The 19418-nt window shown below is 68.5% G+C and carries 18 protein-coding genes and 1 pseudogene; 12 read left to right on the top strand and 7 right to left on the bottom strand.

Annotation, left to right across the window (positions count from 1 at the left end; all coding sequences use genetic code 11):
* Window positions 1–45: 45 nt before the first annotated feature.
* Entirely contained in the window at window positions 46–339 is a 294-nt protein-coding gene (locus ACH4SI_RS04765) for a DUF1330 domain-containing protein (protein ID WP_398292606.1), read from the top strand.
* Window positions 340–367: 28 nt separating this feature from the next.
* On the opposite strand, the gene ACH4SI_RS04760 is transcribed toward ACH4SI_RS04765, so the two are convergent.
* The 5 genes from ACH4SI_RS04760 to ACH4SI_RS04740 all read right to left on the bottom strand — a co-directional run bounded on the left by ACH4SI_RS04760 (window position 368) and on the right by ACH4SI_RS04740 (window position 4376).
* Window positions 368–1543, bottom strand: a complete 1176-nt coding sequence (locus ACH4SI_RS04760; protein WP_398292604.1) for an LLM class flavin-dependent oxidoreductase — start codon at window positions 1541–1543, stop codon at window positions 368–370.
* Window positions 1543–2580 (bottom strand): ABC transporter substrate-binding protein, encoded by a 1038-nt coding sequence (locus ACH4SI_RS04755; RefSeq protein WP_398292602.1) that lies wholly within the window; start codon window positions 2578–2580, stop codon window positions 1543–1545. The genes ACH4SI_RS04760 and ACH4SI_RS04755 overlap by 1 nt, the downstream gene beginning before the upstream one ends.
* 56 nt (window positions 2581–2636) lie before the next feature.
* Window positions 2637–3404, bottom strand: coding sequence for an ABC transporter ATP-binding protein (locus ACH4SI_RS04750; RefSeq protein ID WP_398292600.1), 768 nt, complete (start codon window positions 3402–3404; stop codon window positions 2637–2639).
* The gene (locus ACH4SI_RS04745) at window positions 3377–4192 is read right to left on the bottom strand and encodes an ABC transporter permease (protein ID WP_398292598.1); all 816 of its coding nucleotides are present in this window, start codon (window positions 4190–4192) and stop codon (window positions 3377–3379) included. Before ACH4SI_RS04745 ends, ACH4SI_RS04750 begins: the two co-directional genes overlap by 28 nt.
* A 100-nt stretch (window positions 4193–4292) precedes the next feature.
* Window positions 4293–4376, bottom strand: coding sequence for a putative leader peptide (locus ACH4SI_RS04740; protein WP_361476881.1), 84 nt, complete (start codon window positions 4374–4376; stop codon window positions 4293–4295).
* A gap of 101 nt (window positions 4377–4477) precedes the next feature.
* On the opposite strand from ACH4SI_RS04740, the gene ACH4SI_RS04735 reads away from it, so the two are divergent.
* The 3 genes from ACH4SI_RS04735 (at window position 4478) to ACH4SI_RS04725 (ending at window position 7031) form a co-directional block, all read left to right on the top strand.
* Window positions 4478–4897 carry a YjbQ family protein gene (locus ACH4SI_RS04735; protein WP_398292596.1) on the top strand — a complete coding sequence of 140 codons (420 nt, stop codon included), beginning with the start codon at window positions 4478–4480 and terminating at the stop codon, window positions 4895–4897.
* A gap of 475 nt (window positions 4898–5372) precedes the next feature.
* Window positions 5373–5516: a hypothetical protein gene (locus tag ACH4SI_RS04730; protein ID WP_398292594.1), complete on the top strand. Its 144-nt coding sequence runs from the start codon at window positions 5373–5375 to the stop codon at window positions 5514–5516.
* 84 nt (window positions 5517–5600) lie between these two features.
* The gene (locus ACH4SI_RS04725) at window positions 5601–7031 is read left to right on the top strand and encodes a BTAD domain-containing putative transcriptional regulator (protein ID WP_398292592.1); all 1431 of its coding nucleotides are present in this window, start codon (window positions 5601–5603) and stop codon (window positions 7029–7031) included.
* Between the two features lie 206 nt (window positions 7032–7237).
* On the opposite strand, the gene ACH4SI_RS04720 is transcribed toward ACH4SI_RS04725, so the two are convergent.
* A complete protein-coding gene (locus ACH4SI_RS04720; protein ID WP_398292590.1) occupies window positions 7238–8461 on the bottom strand; it encodes an MFS transporter in 1224 nt (407 codons plus the stop codon).
* Window positions 8462–8945: 484 nt separating this feature from the next.
* Here ACH4SI_RS04720 and ACH4SI_RS04715 point away from each other — a divergent pair, with 484 nt between their 5' ends.
* The 4 genes from ACH4SI_RS04715 (at window position 8946) to ACH4SI_RS04700 (ending at window position 14597) form a co-directional block, all read left to right on the top strand.
* Window positions 8946–9347, top strand: a complete 402-nt coding sequence (locus ACH4SI_RS04715; protein ID WP_398293883.1) for a cupin domain-containing protein — start codon at window positions 8946–8948, stop codon at window positions 9345–9347.
* Window positions 9348–9677: 330 nt separating this feature from the next.
* A complete protein-coding gene (locus tag ACH4SI_RS04710; protein ID WP_398292588.1) occupies window positions 9678–9887 on the top strand; it encodes a hypothetical protein in 210 nt (69 codons plus the stop codon).
* Between the two features lie 465 nt (window positions 9888–10352).
* Window positions 10353–10859 carry a hypothetical protein gene (locus ACH4SI_RS04705; RefSeq protein WP_398292586.1) on the top strand — a complete coding sequence of 169 codons (507 nt, stop codon included), beginning with the start codon at window positions 10353–10355 and terminating at the stop codon, window positions 10857–10859.
* A 513-nt stretch (window positions 10860–11372) separates the two neighbouring features.
* Window positions 11373–14597, top strand: coding sequence for a BTAD domain-containing putative transcriptional regulator (locus tag ACH4SI_RS04700; RefSeq protein WP_398292584.1), 3225 nt, complete (start codon window positions 11373–11375; stop codon window positions 14595–14597).
* Window positions 14598–14862: 265 nt separating this feature from the next.
* On the opposite strand, the gene ACH4SI_RS04695 is transcribed toward ACH4SI_RS04700, so the two are convergent.
* Entirely contained in the window at window positions 14863–16218 is a 1356-nt protein-coding gene (locus tag ACH4SI_RS04695) for a trypsin-like serine protease (protein ID WP_398292581.1), read from the bottom strand.
* Window positions 16219–16677: 459 nt separating this feature from the next.
* Here ACH4SI_RS04695 and ACH4SI_RS04690 point away from each other — a divergent pair, with 459 nt between their 5' ends.
* From ACH4SI_RS04690 to ACH4SI_RS04675, 4 genes and pseudogenes are all read left to right on the top strand, one after another.
* Window positions 16678–16941 carry a VOC family protein gene (locus tag ACH4SI_RS04690; RefSeq protein WP_398292579.1) on the top strand — a complete coding sequence of 88 codons (264 nt, stop codon included), beginning with the start codon at window positions 16678–16680 and terminating at the stop codon, window positions 16939–16941.
* Between the two features lie 81 nt (window positions 16942–17022).
* A complete protein-coding gene (locus ACH4SI_RS04685; RefSeq protein ID WP_398292577.1) occupies window positions 17023–17844 on the top strand; it encodes an alpha/beta fold hydrolase in 822 nt (273 codons plus the stop codon).
* Between the two features lie 60 nt (window positions 17845–17904).
* The gene (locus ACH4SI_RS04680) at window positions 17905–18768 is read left to right on the top strand and encodes an alpha/beta fold hydrolase (protein WP_398292575.1); all 864 of its coding nucleotides are present in this window, start codon (window positions 17905–17907) and stop codon (window positions 18766–18768) included.
* A gap of 211 nt (window positions 18769–18979) precedes the next feature.
* Window positions 18980–19163: pseudogene (locus ACH4SI_RS04675) on the top strand (helix-turn-helix transcriptional regulator); the annotation flags it as partial.
* Window positions 19164–19418 lie beyond the last annotated feature (255 nt).

Genomic DNA, 19418 nt, shown 5'->3' with positions numbered 1-19418 from the left:
TGGTACCTTCCAGGAAAACTGTCCGGCGAGAGGCATGGGGGCGGAATGCCTGCGTATGTCATTTCCGAGGTCGATGTGGTCGACGAGTCGCGCGTCGCTGCCTACCGAGAGCTGGCCACTGCCTCGATCGCCCAGTACGGCGGCCGCTTCCTCGCCCGGGGCCGCCATCCGGACGCGGTGGAGGGGGAGTGGCCGGACGAGCGGCGGATGGTGATCCTCGAGTTCGACTCCATGGCCGAGGCCCGCCGCTGGTACGCGTCCCCGGAGTACGCCGAGGCGCTGGAGATCCGCAAGGACGCCCTGGACCGCAGGCTGCTGTTCGTCGACGGCGGGCCCTGACCGACAACCGGCCGCCTATCCATGGGGCCTACCGGCCCCCGGCGACCAGCAGCGGCGCGGCGCCTGTCCCCGGGGCCGGGCGGCCGTCCGCGGGGGTGTCCGCCAGCAGGCCGCGCGCCGCCAGCTCCGGGGTCACGCCCTCGCCGAACCAGTACGCCTCCTCCAGGTGCGGATAGCCCGACAGCACGAAGTGCTCGATGCCCAGCGCGTGGTACTCCTCGATCCGGTCGGCCACCTCCGCATGGCTGCCGACCAGGGCCGTACCCGCGCCGCCGCGCACCAGCCCGACCCCCGCCCACAGATTGGGCGAGATCTCCAGCTGGTCCCGTGAGCCGCCGTGCAGCGCCAGCATCCGCTGCTGTCCCACCGACTCGCTGCGTCCCAGGGCCTGTTGGGCCCCGGCGATCGCCTCCGGATCGAGGTCGTCCAGCAGCCGGTCGGCGACGGCCCATGCCTCGCGCGAGGAGTCGCGCGCGATGGTGTGCAGCCGGATGCCGAAGCGGACCTCGCGGCCCTCCCGCTCCGCCAGGCCCCGGATCCAGTCGATCTTCTCCTTGACCTGGGCGGGCGGTTCGCCCCAGGTCAGATAGACGTCCGTGTGCCGGGCGGCGACGGGCCCGGCGGCCGGGGAGGAGCCGCCGAAGAAGATCTGCGGCAGTGGGTCGGGCGGCACCGCGGTCAGCCCGCCCGCGACCTGGTAGTGCTCGCCGTCGAAGTCGTAGGGCTTGCCGCCCCACACACCCCGTACGACCTCCAGGAACTCCGCCGTGCGGGCGTACCGCTGGTCGTGGTCGAGATGGTCGCCGAAGCGCCGCTGCTCGGTGGAGTCACCGCCGGTGACGATGTTGAGCAGCAGCCGCCCGCGGGTGATCCGCTGGTACGTCGCGGCCATCTGCGCGGCCAGCACTGGTGAGATCAGCCCCGGCCGGAAGGCCACCAGGAACTTCAGCCGTTCGGTGTGCTGGGCGAGCGCGGCCGTCGTCAGCCACGCGTCCTCGCACCACGTGCCGGTCGGGGTGAGCACCGCCTCGAACCCCAGATGCTCGGCGGCCTTGGCGATCTGCGTGAGGTAGTCGATGTCCGGCGTCCGGACGCCGGACACCGGGGTGACGCCCGAGCGGCCACCGCCGCTGTAGGCGTGCCGGTCGACAAGGGTGCGCCCGTCGCCGCCCGTCGGCAGGAACCAGTGCAGGCGGACGGACATCAGGAGCCCTTCCCGAAGGTGCGCGGCGCGGTGCTGGACGGCGGCAGACCGCCGTTGAAGCGCGTGTCCACGTAGTCGGCGAAGTTGAAGCGGCGCGGGGTGAGCTTCAGCTTGGCGAAGGTGTCCGCGATCTGCTGCTCGGAGGCGATGGCAGGCTTGTCGACGGCGGTGTACACCCGGGTGCCGTTGGTCCGCTTCACGGAGTCCAGCGCCACCTTGTACGGCAGCCCGGTCTCCTTGCCCCAGACCTTGGCCCACGCCTCGGGGTGCTTGTAGACCCAGTTCTGGGCGCGCCGCAGCCGCTCCAGGTAGTCCTTGATGACCTTCGTCTTCTTCTTGTCGTCGAGTGAGGACGGGTTGGCGACCTGGAAGTTGAGGCCGTTGGTCACCCCCTTGCCCGTGGTGAGGATCCGCGCGTCCGCCTGGTCTTGCGCCTGGGCGGTGTACGGGTCCCAGATGGCCCAGGCGTCGACCTTGCCGCTCTTGAAGGCCGCCAGCGCGTCGGCGGGCTGGAGGTAGCTCACCTTGACGTCCTTGATCGAGAGCCCGGCCTTCTGGAGTGAGGCCACGAGCTGGAAGTGGGCCGAACTGCCCTGCGCGACCGCGACCGTCTTGCCCTTGAGGTCGGCGGTCTTCTTCAGCGGCGATCCCTTCTTCACCACGATCGCCTCGCCGTCGGCCGTACCGTGCTTGGCGCCCACGATCTTGATCTTGGACTTCGCGGCCGCGGCGACGACGGGCGGGGTGTTGCCGACGCCGCCGATGTCCACGGCCTTGGCGCTGACGGCTTCCAGGATCGGCGGGCCGGAGGTGAACGTCGACCACTTGATCTTGTACGGGAGGTTCTTGAGCTCACCGGCGGCGCTCAGCACCGCCTCGTCATTGCCCTTCTGGTCGCCGACGTTGAGCGTCACATCGCCCTTGCCGTCGACGTGGCCGCCGGAGCCGGAGGACCCGTTCTGTGCGTTCGAGCTGACGCATGCGGACAGCGGCAGGGCGAGGGAGATGAGCAGGGCCGGGGCGAATCGCCGTCTCATGTCAGCGGTTTCCGTTCGTGAGGGTTGGTACGGGGGGAAAGCAGGGGGGGGCGGTGTTACGCGACCTTCTCGACCTCGGCCGGCTCCGGGGTTTCCACGCCCAGCCGGTCCAGCAGTTCGGCCCGCAGCCGCGCGATCAGCGGGTCGCCGATGTCACGCGGCCGGTCCCGGTCCACCCGGACCTCGTGCGCGATGACACCGCCGTCCATCACCAGGACCCGGTCGGCGAGCAGCAACGCCTCTTCGACGTCGTGCGTCACCAGCAGCACCGCGCAGCCGCGGCTCTGCCACAAGTCGGCCACCAGCCGCTGTGCGGTGATCCGGGTGAGCGCGTCCAACGCGCCGAACGGCTCGTCGAGCAGGAGCAGATCGGGTTCGCGCACCAGCGCCCGGGCCAGCGAGGCGCGCTGCGCCTCGCCACCGGACAGGGTCTTGGGCCAGGCGTCGGTCCGGTGGCCGAGACCGACCTCCTCCAGCGCCTTCTCGGCGACCTCCCGCCCGGGGCGGCCGGGAAGCCCGAGCAGCACATTACGCCACACCCTCTTCCACGGCATCAGCCGCGGCGCCTGGAAGGCGACGGCCTTGCGCTGCGGCACCAGCACCTCGCCCTCGATCTCCCGGTCGAGCCCGGCCAGTACGCGCAGCAGCGTCGACTTGCCGCAGCCACTGCGGCCGAGGAGCGCCACGAACTCGCCCTTCTGAACGGTCAGTTCGAGGTTGTCGATGACGGCGCGGCCGTCGAAGGAGCGGGTGAGCGACCCGACCTTTACGGCGGCGTCAGTCGTCTCCCGGTGTGTCACTTGCCCGTGAAGGTCGGTCGCCATTGCAGCAGCAGCCTCTCCAGAGTGCGGACGATGAAATCGGCGAGCAGGCCGAGGGCGGCGTAGACGATCAGGCAGACCACGATGACGTCGGTCTGGAAGAACTCCCGCGCACGGTTGAGCAGGAAGCCGATCCCGTCGTCCGCGTTGATCGTCTCGCCGAAGACCAGCGCCAGCCACGCGGTGGCCAGCGAGTACCGCAGCCCGGTCATGGCCCCGGGCAGCGCCCCCGGCAGCACCACATGGCGGATCAGCCCCCAGCGCCCGAGCCCGAGTGAGTTCCCGGCCTCGATGAGCTGGTCGTCCACGCCGCGGATGCCCGCGTACACGTTCAGATAGAGGTGGAAGGCGACGCCGAGCGCGATCAGCGCGATCTTCGGCGCCTCGCCGATGCCCATCCAGATGATGAACAGCGGGATCATCCCGACCCACGGGATGCTGCGCAGCATCTGCACGGTCGCGTCGACCAGGTCCTCACCGAGCCGCGACAGACCGGAGATCAGCGCCAGCCCGACACCGACGACTCCGCCGATCACCAGGCCGTTCAGCACCCGCTGCACCGACACCAGCATGGCGTGCGGCAGCGTGCCGTCCTGGATCAGTCCGGCGGCGGTACTGGCGATGGTGCCGGGCGCGGCGAGTGTGTCGGAGGGCAGCACACCGGTGGCGCTGGACACTTGCCAGAGCACCAGCAGAAACAAGGGACCGGTCGTGCGGCGCAGCCAGCGGGGTACGGCGCGGCGGCGCGCGGACAGGGGCACGACCGGTTCGAGAAGAACCGGGGAGGACATGGGGACTCCATGAAGTGGGACGCCTCGGCGCCCGCACGGCACGTGGGTCAGCGCGGCACGACGAAAACGAGAAGAAGGGGGAGAGAGGGGTGAGAAACGGTCAGCAGGCGCCGGGACACGCGGCGGACGCCACCCGCAGCAGGTCGATGTGACCGCGCGTGGTGAGCAGGGCTGACGTAGACATGGCCCCGAAGCTAGCGAGGCCGTCCAGAATCGGTCAACCGTGTCTTGCCCCTCGGACCTTTGTTGCGGGAGTTTTAAGCGCGCCCTTGCGAGGATGGAGTCATGGCTACTTTCCGCACCCACACGCTCGACATCACCACCGGCACCAGCGAGACCGTCGCCGACCTCACCGCCGACTGTGAGGCGTATCTGCGCGAGGTGGCCCCGGGCGCCGATGGCCTGCTCAATGTCTTCGTCCCGCACGCGACTGCCGGTATCGCGATCCTGGAAACGGGCGCGGGCAGCGACACCGACCTCCTCGCCGCCCTTCGCGACCTCCTCCCCGCCGACGACCGCTGGCGCCACCGCCACGGCTCCCCGGGCCACGGCCGCGACCACGTCCTCCCGGCCATCGTCCCGCCCCACGCCACCCTCCCGGTCCTCGGCGGCAGCCTGGCGCTCGGCACGTGGCAGTCGGTGTGCCTGGTCGACACCAACCGGGACAACCCCAACCGTCAGGTCCGGCTGACCTTCCTCGGCTGAGCTGGATCGTCCTGAGTGTGGCCGCCGAATCTCCGCACCTTGCGTGGTGGAAAGGAGAAGTCTTGCGCGGTACGGGTCGCGGATGAAGCTCGTCACGTCGTCTCCGGAGCGGCAACGCGAGGACGTGCTGACCGTCGCCGGGCCTGTCGGGGGGGCCACATCACCGGCTGGGCCGACGACTGGGAAGTGTCGGGCGCCACTGACCCGATGACCCGGCCGTAGCTGGGTCCTTGGCTGCGCGATGAGAGGGGCCCATACGACGGGTTGGTGGCTGCAGCCGCGGACCGGCTCGGCCGCAATGTCGTGGACTGCCTGAACACTGGCTACAAGATGGGTGACGAAGGGAAGCTGCTCGTCACCTACGGCCATGACGGTCCCTGGCATCTGGACGACCTGGTCGACGAGAACCGTTTCACCATGGAGGCTTGGGGCGCGCAGATGGAACTGCGGGCCATCCAGCGCCGATACCGGAACCGTGGACGTCGAGACCGAGGCCGAGTGCGTACTCGAGGGCGATGCGGTAGCGCACGGCCTCGGCGGCATCGCGGTCGGAAAAGCCACGCACCACCATGATCACTGGCAGCCGAACACCAAGGTCCCCGACGGAGTCAAGGTTTAGACTTCGGGTGATCCGCGCGGTTGCCCCCCGAAACCTGACCGCGCCTGCCAGCTTCGGACAAGCATCCCTGAAAGAGGGCGCTAGTTGAAAGAGCGATTACGGTTCTCGCTTCTGGGACCGGTCAGGGCGTGGCGTGGCCAGGACGAGATTGCGCTCGGCCCGCCCCAGCAGCGGGCGGTGCTGGCCGTGCTGCTGCTGGCCGAAGGCTCGCAGGTGTCGGTGGGCAGACTCGTCGACGCGGTGTGGGGGACCGAAGCGCCGGCCTCCGCGCGTGGCATTCTGCGTACCTACATTCACCGGCTCCGGAAGGTGTTGGAGCCCGCCGGGGACACGCCATCGTCCATGATCCGTGCCGCGGGGGACGGCTATCAACTCACCTCGCCGGCCGAGCTGGATCTGAGCGTCTTCCGGGAGCTGTTCGCCCAGGCCGAGCGGGCGCGAGGTGCGGGAGACGCCCAAGGCGCGGCGGAGTGCCTGGGTGATGCGCTCGGTCTGTGGCAGGGGGCGGCGTTGGCCGGTATCCGGGGCGAGTACGCGGACAGCCAGCGGCAGCGGCTGAACGAGTTGCGTCTGTCGGCGGAGGCGGCCCGGCTGGCGGTCGAACTGGACCTGGGTGGCCATGAGAAGGCGGTCTCGGAGCTGACCGGTCTGGTCGCCGAGCATCCGCTGGACGAGCGGTTCCGGGACATGCTGATGCTCGCCCTGTACCGCTCAGGGCGGCAGGCCGCGGCCCTCGCCACCTACCGCGAGGCGCAGACGCTGCTCGCGGGCGAGCTGGGCGTCGATCCTGGGCCGGCGCTTCAGGCGACGTACCAGCGCGTTTTACAGGCCGACGCCGGTCTCCTCGCTCCCCCGGTTCCGGTCGAGCCCGACCCCGTGTCCGCCTCGGTCCCGGCCGTTCCTGACCAGCTGCCCGCCGGTACGACGGTGTTCGTTGGCCGGGACTCCTCAGGAGAGGAAACCGGAGGTCCGGGTACCCGTACCCGTCGGCTCCGCTGGATGCTGCTGGCCGGCTCCGGCCTGGCGACGGCCCTGCTCGCGTGCATCCCCTTCCTCGTACCGGGCTCGGACTCCGACGAGGGCGATTCGACAGCGGGTTCTTCGACAGCGAGCCCTTCCCCCTCCAAACCTGCTTCAGGCGTGGCAATACAAAGTCACGCCTCCGACAGGTGCATTGACGGCGGTACCCTCGGGGGCGCGCCGCTGCAGATCCTGGACTGCTCGAGCAGCGACAGACAGTTCTGGCAGATCGTGTCCGAGGACAGGCTCATCCGGATCTCGGGCAAGTGCCTGGACGTCGCGGGCGGTTCGACAGACAACGGCGCGGCCATCCAATTGGCCGACTGCAACGGCAGCGGCTCCCAGAGGTTCCGGCTCAACCCCGCCCACGACCTGGTCAACCTTCAGGCTCACAAATGTGTGGAGGCCACGGACCCGCGCGGAAGCAACCGTACACCGCTCCGGCTCTGGACCTGCACGGGCGCCCAGAACCAGAAGTGGAGCGCGGTCACCTGATCCATCGGCCGCTCAGGTCACGCGGACGGGTCGCGTATGTGCCATGTCGGGGTGCCGTCGTGCCGTCCCGGGAAACAAGGAGCCCACGGGGCCGAGGACCGACGAGTATGGCGCGCGGGGTTCTTCCCGGCGGTTTTACGGCGTCCCGGCCTGCCCCTGCCGAGGACCTGACGACCCTCTGACTCCACCCGGGGAAGCCGTCCGCTCTACGAGTCGGTGCGACTCCGCGTGGTGGAGACCTGGACCTCATTCACCTGACCGCCCACCGCGGGGGCGGAACGCCACAGGAACGCGGGAAGCAGTGCGAAGAGGATGCCGGCCAGGCCGAGGAGGCTGATGGACCAGCCGGCGCCGACCCGGTCCGCGGCCACCCCGGCCAGGAACGCTCCCACGCCCTGCGCCGTCGCGTTCATCGATCCGGCGATTCCCATGCCGCGGCCGCGCTGGTCGTCGGGGAGCAGGTCGACGAAGGAGGACGCCGCGACCACGGTCAGCACGGCCCACATGGCTCCGCTGAAGCCGAAGGCCAGGATGATCAGAAGGGGGTCGCTCGCCGTGAAGACCAGCAGCAACGGTACGCACGGCGCCAGACAGGCCACCGGGAAGATCCGCGCGTACCGATCCGCGGTCACGTACTTGGCGAAGACCGCCAGCGCAACCACGGAGAACAGACCCTCCGAAGCCATGAACAGCCCGGCCCAGCCGCCGCCGAGCCCCAGCTCGAACACCAGTGGCGCGGCGAGCGCCTTGGGCGCGGTGAGGAACACACCGGTGACGGTGGACAGCAGGATCGCGCGCCGCGCCGGCGACCGCCAGATGAACCCGAACGTCGAGGCCGCGCTGCCGGCGGCCGAGGCGGTCGTCACGGGCGGGCGCGACCTCACGAACAACCGCACCACCAGCGCCGCCGCCCCGAAGGTGAGCCCGTCGACGAGGAGACACGTGGCCGGATCGAACGCCGTGGCGATGAAACCGCCGACGCAGAACCCGACGAGCTGCCCGCCTTGGGACAGCGACTGCCGCACGGCCATGCCGGCGCCGTACTGCTCGTGTGGCAGGACGTCGCGCAGGAGAGCCAGGCGCGCGGCGGTGTAGGGCCCGCTCAGGAACGATGACACGGCGACCAGGCAGCACAATGCGCCCAACGGGACACCGGGAACAGCCATCGCCAGGACGATCGCCGCCCGCACCACGTCGATCGTGACGGAGACCTCGCGCCGCGGCCTCCTGTCGGCCAGCGGGGAGAGCAGAAATCCTCCGGCGACGGTGGGCAGGTAGGTCAGTGCGTACGTCAGTCCGCTGAGCCCTGCGGACCGGGTCCGCTCGAAGACCAGCAGGGCGAGCGCCACCCGCGACAGTTGGTCGCCGACCACCGACAGCGTCTCGGCCACCGCGATCGCGCGAAACTCTCTATTGCCTATCAGCGACATGGGATCGAACGGTTCCACAACGAAGTGAAAATCCACTTCCGGCCGCCCGGCATGTATTCACTGACGGCAAGTTCCGATCCAGTCGGAGGGAAGTCGCGGCCTGTTCAATAGAACGCGGTTCGGGCGGACGCCAGGATTTCGAGTCGTTCTGACGCTTTCACCCTGGCTCCTTTATGTCTCCGATCACGAGGGAGGTGAATCATGACGAAGCTCGCTGACTGGTGACACCGGTGATCGGTGCGGCCGAGGCTGTTCTCTGATCGGACGTCGTTCTGACGCACCCTGGCTCCTTTATGTCTCCGATCACGAGGGAGGTGAATCATGACGAAGTCCCCTGACTGGTGACACCGGTGATCGGTGCGGCCGAGGCTGTTCTCTGATCGGACATCTCTGCAGGCAGCCTCGGCCGGCCGCGCGTGATCGAAAGAGCGAAAGGAATGCCTTGTTCAGCGAACGGAAGGCGATCGGTGCCGCCGTCACCACGATGGCGGCCGGCGCATCGCTGGTTCTTGGCACGCCCGCGCAGGCGACGCCGCCAGGGCCCGGCGTGGTCGGCACGATCATCGCCCAGAAGACGGTCGGCGACACCGACTACATCCTGCGCGAGATCACGATCCCGGCAGGTCAGGCCACCGGGTGGCACTACCACACCGGCACCCTCTACGGCCGGGTCAAGGAGGGCACGCTGAGCCACTTCGACGCGACGTGCAAGCCTGACGGGGTCTATCCGCGCGGCAGCCTCATCCAGGAGCCGAGCGGTGCGGATCAAGTACATATAGGCATCAACCGCGGTTCCACCCCGGTGGTACTGGAGGTCCTCTACATCCTGCCGACCGGCTCCCCGTTGTCGGTCGACGCAGAGAATCCCGGGTGCGGATTCCAGTGATCGGCCGCCTCGCATGAGCTGATCCGGGCACGATGAAAGGGACGTGCGCCGGTTCGGCGCCGCCGGACCGACGCGCGTCCGTCACGACGGTTCAGTGATCGTTCACAACTCTTTGAGTTCATCTCATCACGGCTGCCGAAGTTTCAGCCGGGCGAAAGTCTGTTGGCCGCCGCACGTCGCACGTGCTCGTGCGCGCGTACACGGCAGGGCTTTTCCTCGCAACCGACCCGGCGGCGGACCGCCAGGCGGTGCTCACCCGCCTGCTGCAGTGCTACCTGCACAGCAGCATCTACGCGCAGCTCGTGCGGGGAACCGCATCACCGGCCTGCGGTGCCGCCGACGACGCCGGCCGGCGTCGTCCCGGAAAGCCCGGCGACACAGGACGAGGCGGTCACGTGGTTCGCGGGACAGCTGGACGCGCCGGCCGAGGCAGTCCGGGTGGCGGCCGAGGCCGGGCACGGCACCACCGCGTGTCAACTCGCCATCACCCCGCAGCCTTATCTTCAGCGGGCCGGCGACATCCAGCACGGGAGAATCTGATGCGCGTGGCGCTACGTGCCGCACGCGAGACCGGCGACGAGTTCGGCGAGGCCTACAGCGGGCCCGAGGCCGGGCACGGCCCGGGGGTGGCAACGAGGAAGGGCAGGACCTGCCGCTGTCAGCGATGTGAAGCCTGGCCCTGCGTGCGGAAGCGGGCACACCACCGGGCCGGGCGAGTCGCTTCAACTCCTGGTGCTCCACACGCTTGGCGCAGAAGTCGGCCTCGCCTGCCGGGGCTGACGCCCTCACCCCCGATGCCGCCCGCCTGTTCCGGCTGCTCGGCCTGCCCCCCCGGCCCCGACATCGCACTGCCGCAGCGGCCGGCCTGGCCCGGCTCACCGTCCCGCACACCCGGCAGTTGCTGTCCGAACTCATCCAGGCCCACCTCGTGGACGATGCGTCCCCGGCCGCTACTCCTCGCACGACCTGCTGCGCGCCTACGCCACCGAGCTGGCCGAAGCCGTCGTGCCGCCCCAGCAGACGAGGGCGGCCCGGCACCGGATGTTCGACCACTATCTGCACACCGCCCGTGAGGCGGCCGCGCTGACCTCCTCACGGCTACTGCTCTCCCTGGCCTCTGCAGCCGACGGGGCGCGCGCCGAGGAATTCGCCGGAGACACGGCGAAGGCCACGGCCTGGTTCGCCGCCGAGCAGGCGGTGCTGCTCGCGACCGTCGAACAGGCCGCCGCCCACCGGTACGACGTCCACACCTGGCAACTCAGCTGGTCCATGGGCCACCATCTGCACTGGCGTGGCCTGTGGCGGGAGAAGGAAGCCGTGCGCCGCGCCGCCGTGGACGCGGCGTGTCGGCTGGGCGACCGGACCGCACAGGGCCATGCCCACGACGGTCTCACCCTTGCCACGGGGGATCTGGGGTGTCCGGTGCCTCATCCTGTCCGTCGTGCTGTGTGTCCCGCGACGGTATGGCGCGGGGTCTTCCCGGTTGTACGGGCGTCCCGGCCGAGGCCTTGACGGTCGTCTGACCCTACGGCCCGCAGTCCGTGTCCCGCCTGGCCCGTATCGCGAAATACGCGTCGAAGCGGACGTCTACGATCCGTAAACGGGCCGTAGACACCCAACCGGTTGCCTTGGTCAGGCAGCGGCCCACGCCGTTCCGGCCCGATGCGCCACACCCTCACACCGGGCCTCCAGCCACCGTGTGAACATCAACAGGAGGAACAAGATGTCGCATTCATGTACGTCTTGCGGAAGGGGCGCAGCACTGAGCAGGACGCTGCTGCTGTCCGGATGCGGTGATTCCGGTGGGTGTTCGACCGCCCCCGCGCGCCTGACGCGCATCCCCTCCGCACTGCCGTGCGCGGCCCTGCGAGCCGAGCCTTGGCGTCGTCACACGTGGGTTCGACCTGAGGAGTGACGGCTCTGCTGAATCGATCCTTGCGTTCAAGCTCTGTCCTGCAGAGGTCTCGAGCAGACGCACTTCGCACGGTAAACAAATCCGTATCGGTGTACCCGGGGGCTGTAGGCGTGACTGTGGCAATCCGTTCTGTTCTGTCCGGCGGCGACGATCGGCCGACTGATGACGTTTCCTTACGTCTGCAGATCCTTGGTCCGTTACGGGCCTGGCGCGGCGGTGTCGAACTGGACGCAGGCCCGCGACAGCAGGCCTATCTGCTCGCCCTGCTTCTCGCCCGCGCAGGCCGGCCGGTCAGCATCACCGAGCTGATCGACCTGATGTGGGCCGACGACGTTCCGGCCAGCGCCCTGAATATCATCCACAAATACGTCGGCGCCCTACGGCGCCTGCTCGAACCCGGACTTCCTGCCCGCGGCACCGGCTCGTACCTCCATCGCCGCGGCAACGGTTACCTGTTCACCGCCGGCCTCGGAATGCTCGACCTGGTCACCTTTCGCGAGTGCGTGGCGAGGGCAAAAACCGCCCTCGCGCAGCGGCATCACGATGCGGCGTTCGACAACTATGTTGAAGCGCTGGGTCTATGGCATGGTCCGGCAGGCGACGGCCTGACCCACGGGCCCACCGCGATACCGATCTTCACGGCCCTCGATGCCGAGTGGTACGACGCGTGCGCGGCAGCGGCTGAACTCGCGGTGTCGCTGGCCCGGCCGGAGCGGGTGCTCCCCGCGTTGCACCTGGCCGCGTCGCTGGCGCCCCTGCACGAACCCGTTCAGGCCGGCCTCATCTCCACCCTTGCCGCGGCCGGGCAGCAGGCGGAGGCACTGTCGTTGTTCAGCGCGGTCCGTGCACGTCTCACCGAAGAGCTCGGTATCGACCCTGGTCCAGCGCTTCAGGCCGCACATCGGCGGGTGTTGATGCCCACTCCGCCGTCGGCGACCGTGACGGGTACGGACAACACCGGGGGCGGCGCGCAGGCGAGTACGGCAGGAAGCCTGGTCGGTCGGGCCGAGGAACTCGCTGTGCTGCGGCAGACCATGGAGTCGGCGTTCACCGGCGGTACAGCGATCGGTGTCGTCGAGGGCGAGCCGGGCGTGGGGAAGACCCACCTGCTGGAGGAGATCACCGCTGAGGCAGACCTGCGCGGGGCGCTCGTCGTGTGGGGCCGCTGCCTGGACGGCGACGGGACTCCCTCGATGTGGCCGTGGGTGCAGGCGATCGGCACGGTCCTCGACGGCCTGCCTTCCCCTGCCCGGAAGGAGTGGCTCGCCGGTGAGCTCGGCCGCCTCCTCGAACCGCGCGATGACGTCCTTGCCGCACCTGTGCTGCCGGACAGTGGCTTCCGGTTCCGCCTGTTCGAGCGGGTCGTCGCCGTCATCGGCCAGGCCTCGGCCCAGCGGCCGGTGGTGCTCGTGATCGACGATCTCCAGTGGGCGGACGGTACCTCTCTGCACCTGTTCGGGCACGTGGCGGCCCGGCTACCGGCCAACACCGTGGTCCTTGGCGCGCTGCGCGACCGCGCACCGGCACCCGGCTCGGAGCTGTCCCGGATGCTCGCCGCGGTCAGCCGGGCCCCCGGCCACCGCCGGTTCCGGCTCGGCCTGCTCGGCCCGGACGAGGTGGCCGAACTGGTCCGCCGCGAATCCGGCCGGAAGACCGGCCCCAGCGTTGCCCATAGCATCTACACGCGTACCGCAGGCAACCCCTTCTTCGTCCGGGAACTGTCCAGGCTGCTCGCCGACGGCGACGCGCTCACCGACGACGCCGCAGCCCGGGCCGGGGTGCCGGCCACCGTGCGGGATGTCGTCCTCGACCGGATGGCCGGCCTCGACGGCGACGCCAGGGACCTCTTGCAGATCGCCGCGCTCATCGGCCGCGACGTCGAACTCGGCCTGCTCGTCCGCGTTGCCGGTCTCGACGCCGAGAGCTGCCTGGAACGCCTTGAGGCCGTGCAAGCACTCGGCCTGCTCGAGTCCAGGCCGGACAATCCGTTCGCGTTCCGGTTCGCACACGACCTCGTCCGTGAGTCTGTCTCCGCGACGACGTCGCCATCGCGGGCAAGCCGGCTGCACCTGCGCGTCTCGGACGCTCTGGACGGAACAGGCCCCGACAGCGAGTCCGTCGCCGAGCGCCTCGCCCATCACCTGTGGGCTGCCGGCCCGCTCGCTGACCCCGCCCGCACCGCGGCCACGTTGGTGCGTGCGGGCCGGCGCGCGGCGGGCAAATCCGCGCTGGAGGCTGCCGAGCGCCAGCTGCGGTCGGCCGCGCAGGTGGCGCGGACGGCGGGCCTCACGGAGTTGGAGCTGACGGCCCTGTCGCAGCTCACCGCCGTTGTCGGGATGCGGTCGATGTACGGCTTCTCGTCGCTCGACCTGCTGGAGCGAGCCGAGCATGTGGCCCGTGGCCTCGGCCGGGAGGCAGAGGCGGCAGGCTTCCTCTATTCCCGCTGGGCCGCCCACGCCCAGGCCATCGAGCTCGACCGCAGCGGTCCGCTCGCGCGCCGGTTGCTGGAGCAGGGCGAGACGTCCTCCGATCCGTTCGTGCTCGCTTGTGGCCTGCAGGCATGGGGCATTCACCAATGGGACGTCGGCAACATCGAAGAGGCATTCGGGTACCTCAACCGGTCCAGGGCCGTAGTCCTCGATCTCGCCCAGCGCGGGGAGAATCCGGTCCGGCACGACCTCCAGTTGCTCATGACCGGGATGATCGCGGAGGTAACCGCGCTGCACGGTGACGTCGAGGGGGCGCGGGCTCTGCTCGACGTGCTGAAGGACGTCGCGGGCGAGGACCCGTACCTGATCACGATCTGGGCCACCTTCGCGGCGAGGATCGCATCGAACGTCGGTGATCCGGTTCAGGCGCTACGCGGGGCGGAACGGGGGATCGCCGTGGACCCCGACTTCTCCTTCGTCTTCCTCGGCACCTACCAACGGCTGGCCCGTTGCTGGGCGCTGGCCATGACCGGCGACGATCCGGTCGGCGCCGCGGTGGAGGCCCAGCGGATCATCACGGCGAACCTCCTCAACCCGCCGCGTTCTTGTGTCGCCACGTGGTACGGGCTGCTCGGTGAGATGTGGTTGGCGGGCGGGGCGACAGACGAGGCCGCCGCCGCACTTGACCGGGCCGACCTGTTCCTCGAAACCCGTGGCCAACGCTATCCGGAGGGCCTGATCCTTCTGTTGCGGGCGCGGCTGCTGCAGGCTCGCGGGGAACCGGCCGCCGTTGTCCGGGCCGCCGCCGAAAAGGCCCGGGAGTTGTCCACCGAACGCGGGGCTCACCTGTTCGCTCGCCGTGCCGAAACGTTCATGGCAGAGATGGAAAAGCCCGTCGGCCGGTGATCGCGCACCGCGTCCGCGCCGGGTCCCAAGCCGTTCCCCGGCTGGCCGGTGACGATTTCAGTAGGTGTCCACTTGTCATCGAGAGGGCCTGCCCCACCCGGGCCGATCCCACTCGTACGGCGGGCTCGGGCGTCGACGAGATCACCAACGCCTACGCGAACATCCTGGCGGGACCGCTTCCCGAGAGGGCCACATACGTGGACACGGTCCGGACAAGCAGAAAGGGTCCGTCAGCGAGCTGACGGACCCTCAGGCCAGGTCGAGCTCAGAGGGTGTCCACACGACTGACACCGATGACGTCCATTGCTTTGCGCAGATCCTCGGCAAAGACAATCGTGCTGCAGATGCGGCCGTCATTCCACCCGTTGTGGGGGCACTCTTCCTTGGTTCCACCAGAGGCGCCGGAGAGAATTCCTTGTGCTATCGCTTCATAGCCGCCGCCCACACGCGACTGCTTCCAGAATACGGCACCGCCACTATCACCTTCACCTGCAAGTGCCCATGCGGGATTAACCACCTGGGAAATCACATACAAATCACATACCCTCTCCCAGCCCTGGTATGTGACGCATGACCCCTTGGAGGCTATGCGGCCTGAGCCCTGTTCACCTGTCTGGGCGCCAGATACGAAGGCCAGCGTCCCATTGATAACGGGATCCTCGCGTTTGGTCCCGGCGCCGCGTACAACTGGATAGGCTTCCTGCCGGGTATTGTATATTGCCGCGCCGCCTACAATGAAGGGAATCATCGGATCACCCTGGTAGCGGTTGTCGAAGATGGCGACGTCCTTCCCCTTGTTGGACGTCTCAACCACACCGTAACCCGCCCCACTCCAGTACGAAACCTGTTGCCCCTTCCGGGCGCAATGAGCAGCAGTCATCATCCGACGCTGCCCGGCTGAATTGAAGACGGAGAACGCGGTGCTGCATTCACTGGCATTGGTGGTTTCCGACGTGCCGGGGACCTTGATTCCGGCGCCGCCACGAGCAGGCACACTATCTCGAAGGTCCAGCTGCTTCGGCCTTTCCCCGAAAGAGACGGTTATGGGCATTTCCTTCTTGCCCAGCCGAACATTTCCCTCCTCAAGAGTTGCCATGGAACGCTTCTCCCCTGCAGGGACCGACGCGGACTCTATGGTAAGGGAGATCCCCGATCCATCCTCCTTCGGGGCGCCTTGAACGACTTGTGCGGATGACAAAAAATGCTTGCCCCCGACCGAAAGTTCGACAGGGGCGCTGGAGCCCACCACGTCCCGGACAGCCGATTGTAGTTCGTCATAGCTATAAGGGGCCGACTTGATTACCACGCGGTCATCGAGACCGCGCGCCTGGATACCTTGGACGAGCCTCTCCGGCCTCTCCCCCTTCCAGTAGATCGAAACGTTTCCAGTCTTGATGTCGGTGTAGAGGGCCGAGTAGTTGGAACGGTCGGATTCAGGGAGCTCCTCGATGAGTTTGTATGCGGCCAGACCGTCCGAGCGCAGCTTTTCCTCGGCAGCCATATCGACCTGCGCGACCCGTGGCGCTTCGGAAAAGTCAGCGGCTTGCGACGCCACCCCGGGAAAAAGCGTCAGGGCGGATAACGTGAAGGAGCCGACCATGACCGTAATCTTGCGTAGCATTAATACTCCGTTCGGGTTTTCGGATTCACCTGAAGGCGCCCATTCAATGGGTCTTCCGCCTCCGCGAACTCCGTGCCGCGAAAACGAAGAATCGGCTGATGTGCTTACCACCCGACATCCCTGTGGAGAGCGTCTGCCACCGCTGACCACGCTAGGGGGGAGCAGTGGATGATCAGTGACCAATCTGTGAACCGCGCCGTCCCGGCAGGTCGGTGGCGAAGGCGAGCGCCCCGGCGCGTCCGAGGATCGGGTCACCCTTCCCCAGATGACGAGCAGTGGGACCTGCCGCGGAGGCTGCGGGCGTACACCGCCACAGAATATTCAGTCGTCGATCCACAAGGCACTCACTCGCAATCAAGTAGATATCCCTAACGTGAGAACCAAGAGACTGCGAATACGAACCGCCGCATTTCGTAGCTGCGGATTTTCCGCCCTGTAAGGGAAGGAGGCCGGAAAAGGGTGATTCGACCGCTCCGCCCATCGGCGGGATGCACCAACGAGAACAACAACGACGAGGAGTTCGACGAGGCGCGTACCGGACTCGACCACGTCTCGCTGCGGGTGGAGGGGCGCGAAGGGCTTCAGGCGTGGGCGGACTGGCTGGACAGTATCGGCGTCGCACACTCCGGCATTCAGAGCAGGACAGAGCCGTTCGTCTTCTCGGCCATCGTCTTCCGGGACATCGACAACATTCAGTTGGAAGTCGTCGCCCTCGACATCTGACCCGGTGTGAGCCGGCTGTCCCGCAGGTTCACGCCATGCCCCGCACATTCTTCCGCCAACAAATAGTGAGTGAGGTGTGGCATGCCCACGGTCACGACCTCGGACGGCACGGAAATCTTCTTCAAGGACTGGGGTTCAGGTCAGCCGATCGTCTTCAGCCACGGGTGGCCGCTGTCGTCCGACGACTGGGACACCCAGATGCTGTTCTTCCTGCGTCACGGTTACCGGGTGATCGCCCACGACCGGCGCGGGCACGGCCGGTCGGCGGCCGGCGAAGGTCACGACATGGACCACTACGCCGACGACCTGGCCGCCCTGACCGAGCAGCTCGACCTGCGGGAGGCCGTCCACGTCGGGCACTCCGCCGGAGGCGGCGAGGTGGCACGCTACATCGGCCGCCACGGCGACGCCCGGGTGGCGAAGGTGGCCCTGATCAGCGCCGTGACGCCGTCCATGCGGCAGACGCCGAGCAACCCTGACGGCCTGCCCCAGCAAGCCTTCGACGGCCTGCAGGCCGGACTGGCCGCGGGCCGCGCCGAGTTCTTCCGTGGCGTGGCATCAGGCCCGTTCTACGGCTTCGACCGGCCGGGCGTCGAGCCGTCCGAGGCGCTCATCGACAACTGGTGGCGCCAGGGCATGGCGGGCGCCGCGAAGGCCCACTACGACTGCGTCTCGGCGTTCGCGCAGGAGGACTGCACCGAGGACCTCAAGAAGATCAGTGTCCCGGTCCTGGTGATGCACGGCGACGACGACCAGATCGTTCCCTACGCCGCCACGGCGCCACGGACAGCCGAACTGGTGCAGAACGGCACGCTCAAGACGTACGAGGGCTTCCCGCACGGAATGCCGGCCACGCAGGCCGACACGATCAACGCCGACCTGCTGGCCTTCATACGGTCCTGACCGAACTGATCCCGCTGGTCGAGAAGACCAGAGCCCAGACCGCTACCAGAGGAGAAAACCATGGCAGAAATCCACCATCGTTACGCCGACGTCCGCGGCCGGCGGTTGTTCTACCGCGAAGCCGGTCCGGCCGACGCCCCCACGCTCGTCCTGCTGCACGGCTTCCCGACCAGCTCGTCCATGTTCCGCAACCTGATTCCGCTGCTGGCCGACCGGTGGCACCTGATAGCCCCCGACCACCTCGGGTACGGGCACTCCGACGCGCCGCCGGTCACCGAGTTCGACTACACCTTCGACGCGCTCACCGATCTCACCCAGGACCTGCTCGGACAGCTCGGTGTCGACCGGTACGCGTTGTACGTACAGGACTACGGGGCCCCGATCGGCTGGCGGCTCGCGCTGCGCGACCCGGCGGCTGTCACCGCCGTCATCAGCCAGAGCGGCAACGCCTACCAGGAAGGGTTCGTGGAGTCGTTCTGGAAGGCCGTCCGGGACTACTGGAACGAGCAGAGCCCGGAGACCGAGGCGGGCGCCCGTCAGGCGCTCACCCCGGAGGTCACCCGCTGGCAGTACCTGAACGGCGTCGCCGACGAAACCCTGGTCGATCCCGGTACCTGGCAGCGCGACTACGCGCTGCTGTCCCGCCCCGGCAACGACCTCGTCCAGCTCAAGTTGTTCCTCGACTACGCCACCAATGTGCCGCTCTACCCCGCTGTGCACCGCTGGTTCCGCGAGAGCCAGGTGCCCCTGCTCGCCGTCTGGGGACGCGGCGACGAGATCTTCGGCCCTGAAGGCGCGCTCGCCTTCTCGGGCGACCTGCCGAACGCCGAGATCCACCTCCTCGACGGCGGCCACTTCCTCCTCGAGAGCGCACTCGACGAGGCGGCAGCACTGATCCGCACCTTCCTGACAGCCAACCTCTGAACCGGGCCGGGCGACTGGGCCGGCATCGGTACCGGCCTCGGCGCCCCGCACCGTGAACGCCCCGGCCGGCCACTGCTGCCGGGTGCGGAAGCAGACACCGTTCCGTGCGCAGGTCCACAGGGCGCACGCCGGTATGCGCTGCGCATCCGCGTGCGGCGGCCCTCCCGTGCGTGCGGGCATGCCTGCCCTTCATCACATGAACACCACCGTGCTCGCCGACCGCGAGGTGGAGGTACTGCGGTTCGTGGCCGAGGCTGGAGAACTGCCAGATCGCGGGGAAGCTCGCGTACTCGGAGCGGACCGTCAAGAACATCCTGCACGGTCTGATGACCCGGATGCAGCTGCGCAATCGGGCCCACGCGGTGGCGTTCGCGCTGCGGGAGGGATACCTGTGACGGCGCCGACGGCGGCTCCGCGGACAGCCATGGGTACGGCTTTGGGTCGAGAAGGTCCGCTCCGGCGGCGCACAGGCAGCCGTTGCCACGCCTCAGCAGGTAGGCGCCCGTTTCCCGAGGAGGCAGGTTGGGCTCCAGCAGGCGGCGTATCGAGCCGACGAAGGGGAAGCGAGGAGTGTACGAGAGTGCCATTTTTTGTTCCGAGACGCGAGGGCCGGGCGGCGCGGGTGCGGTTCTCGACGCGAGCCGTCGACG

Origin of the sequence: Streptomyces sp. NPDC021212 (genome assembly GCF_044332925.1) — a bacterium.
Taxonomy (GTDB): domain Bacteria; phylum Actinomycetota; class Actinomycetes; order Streptomycetales; family Streptomycetaceae; genus Streptomyces.
This window is presented reverse-complemented; position numbering and strand designations above follow the sequence as displayed.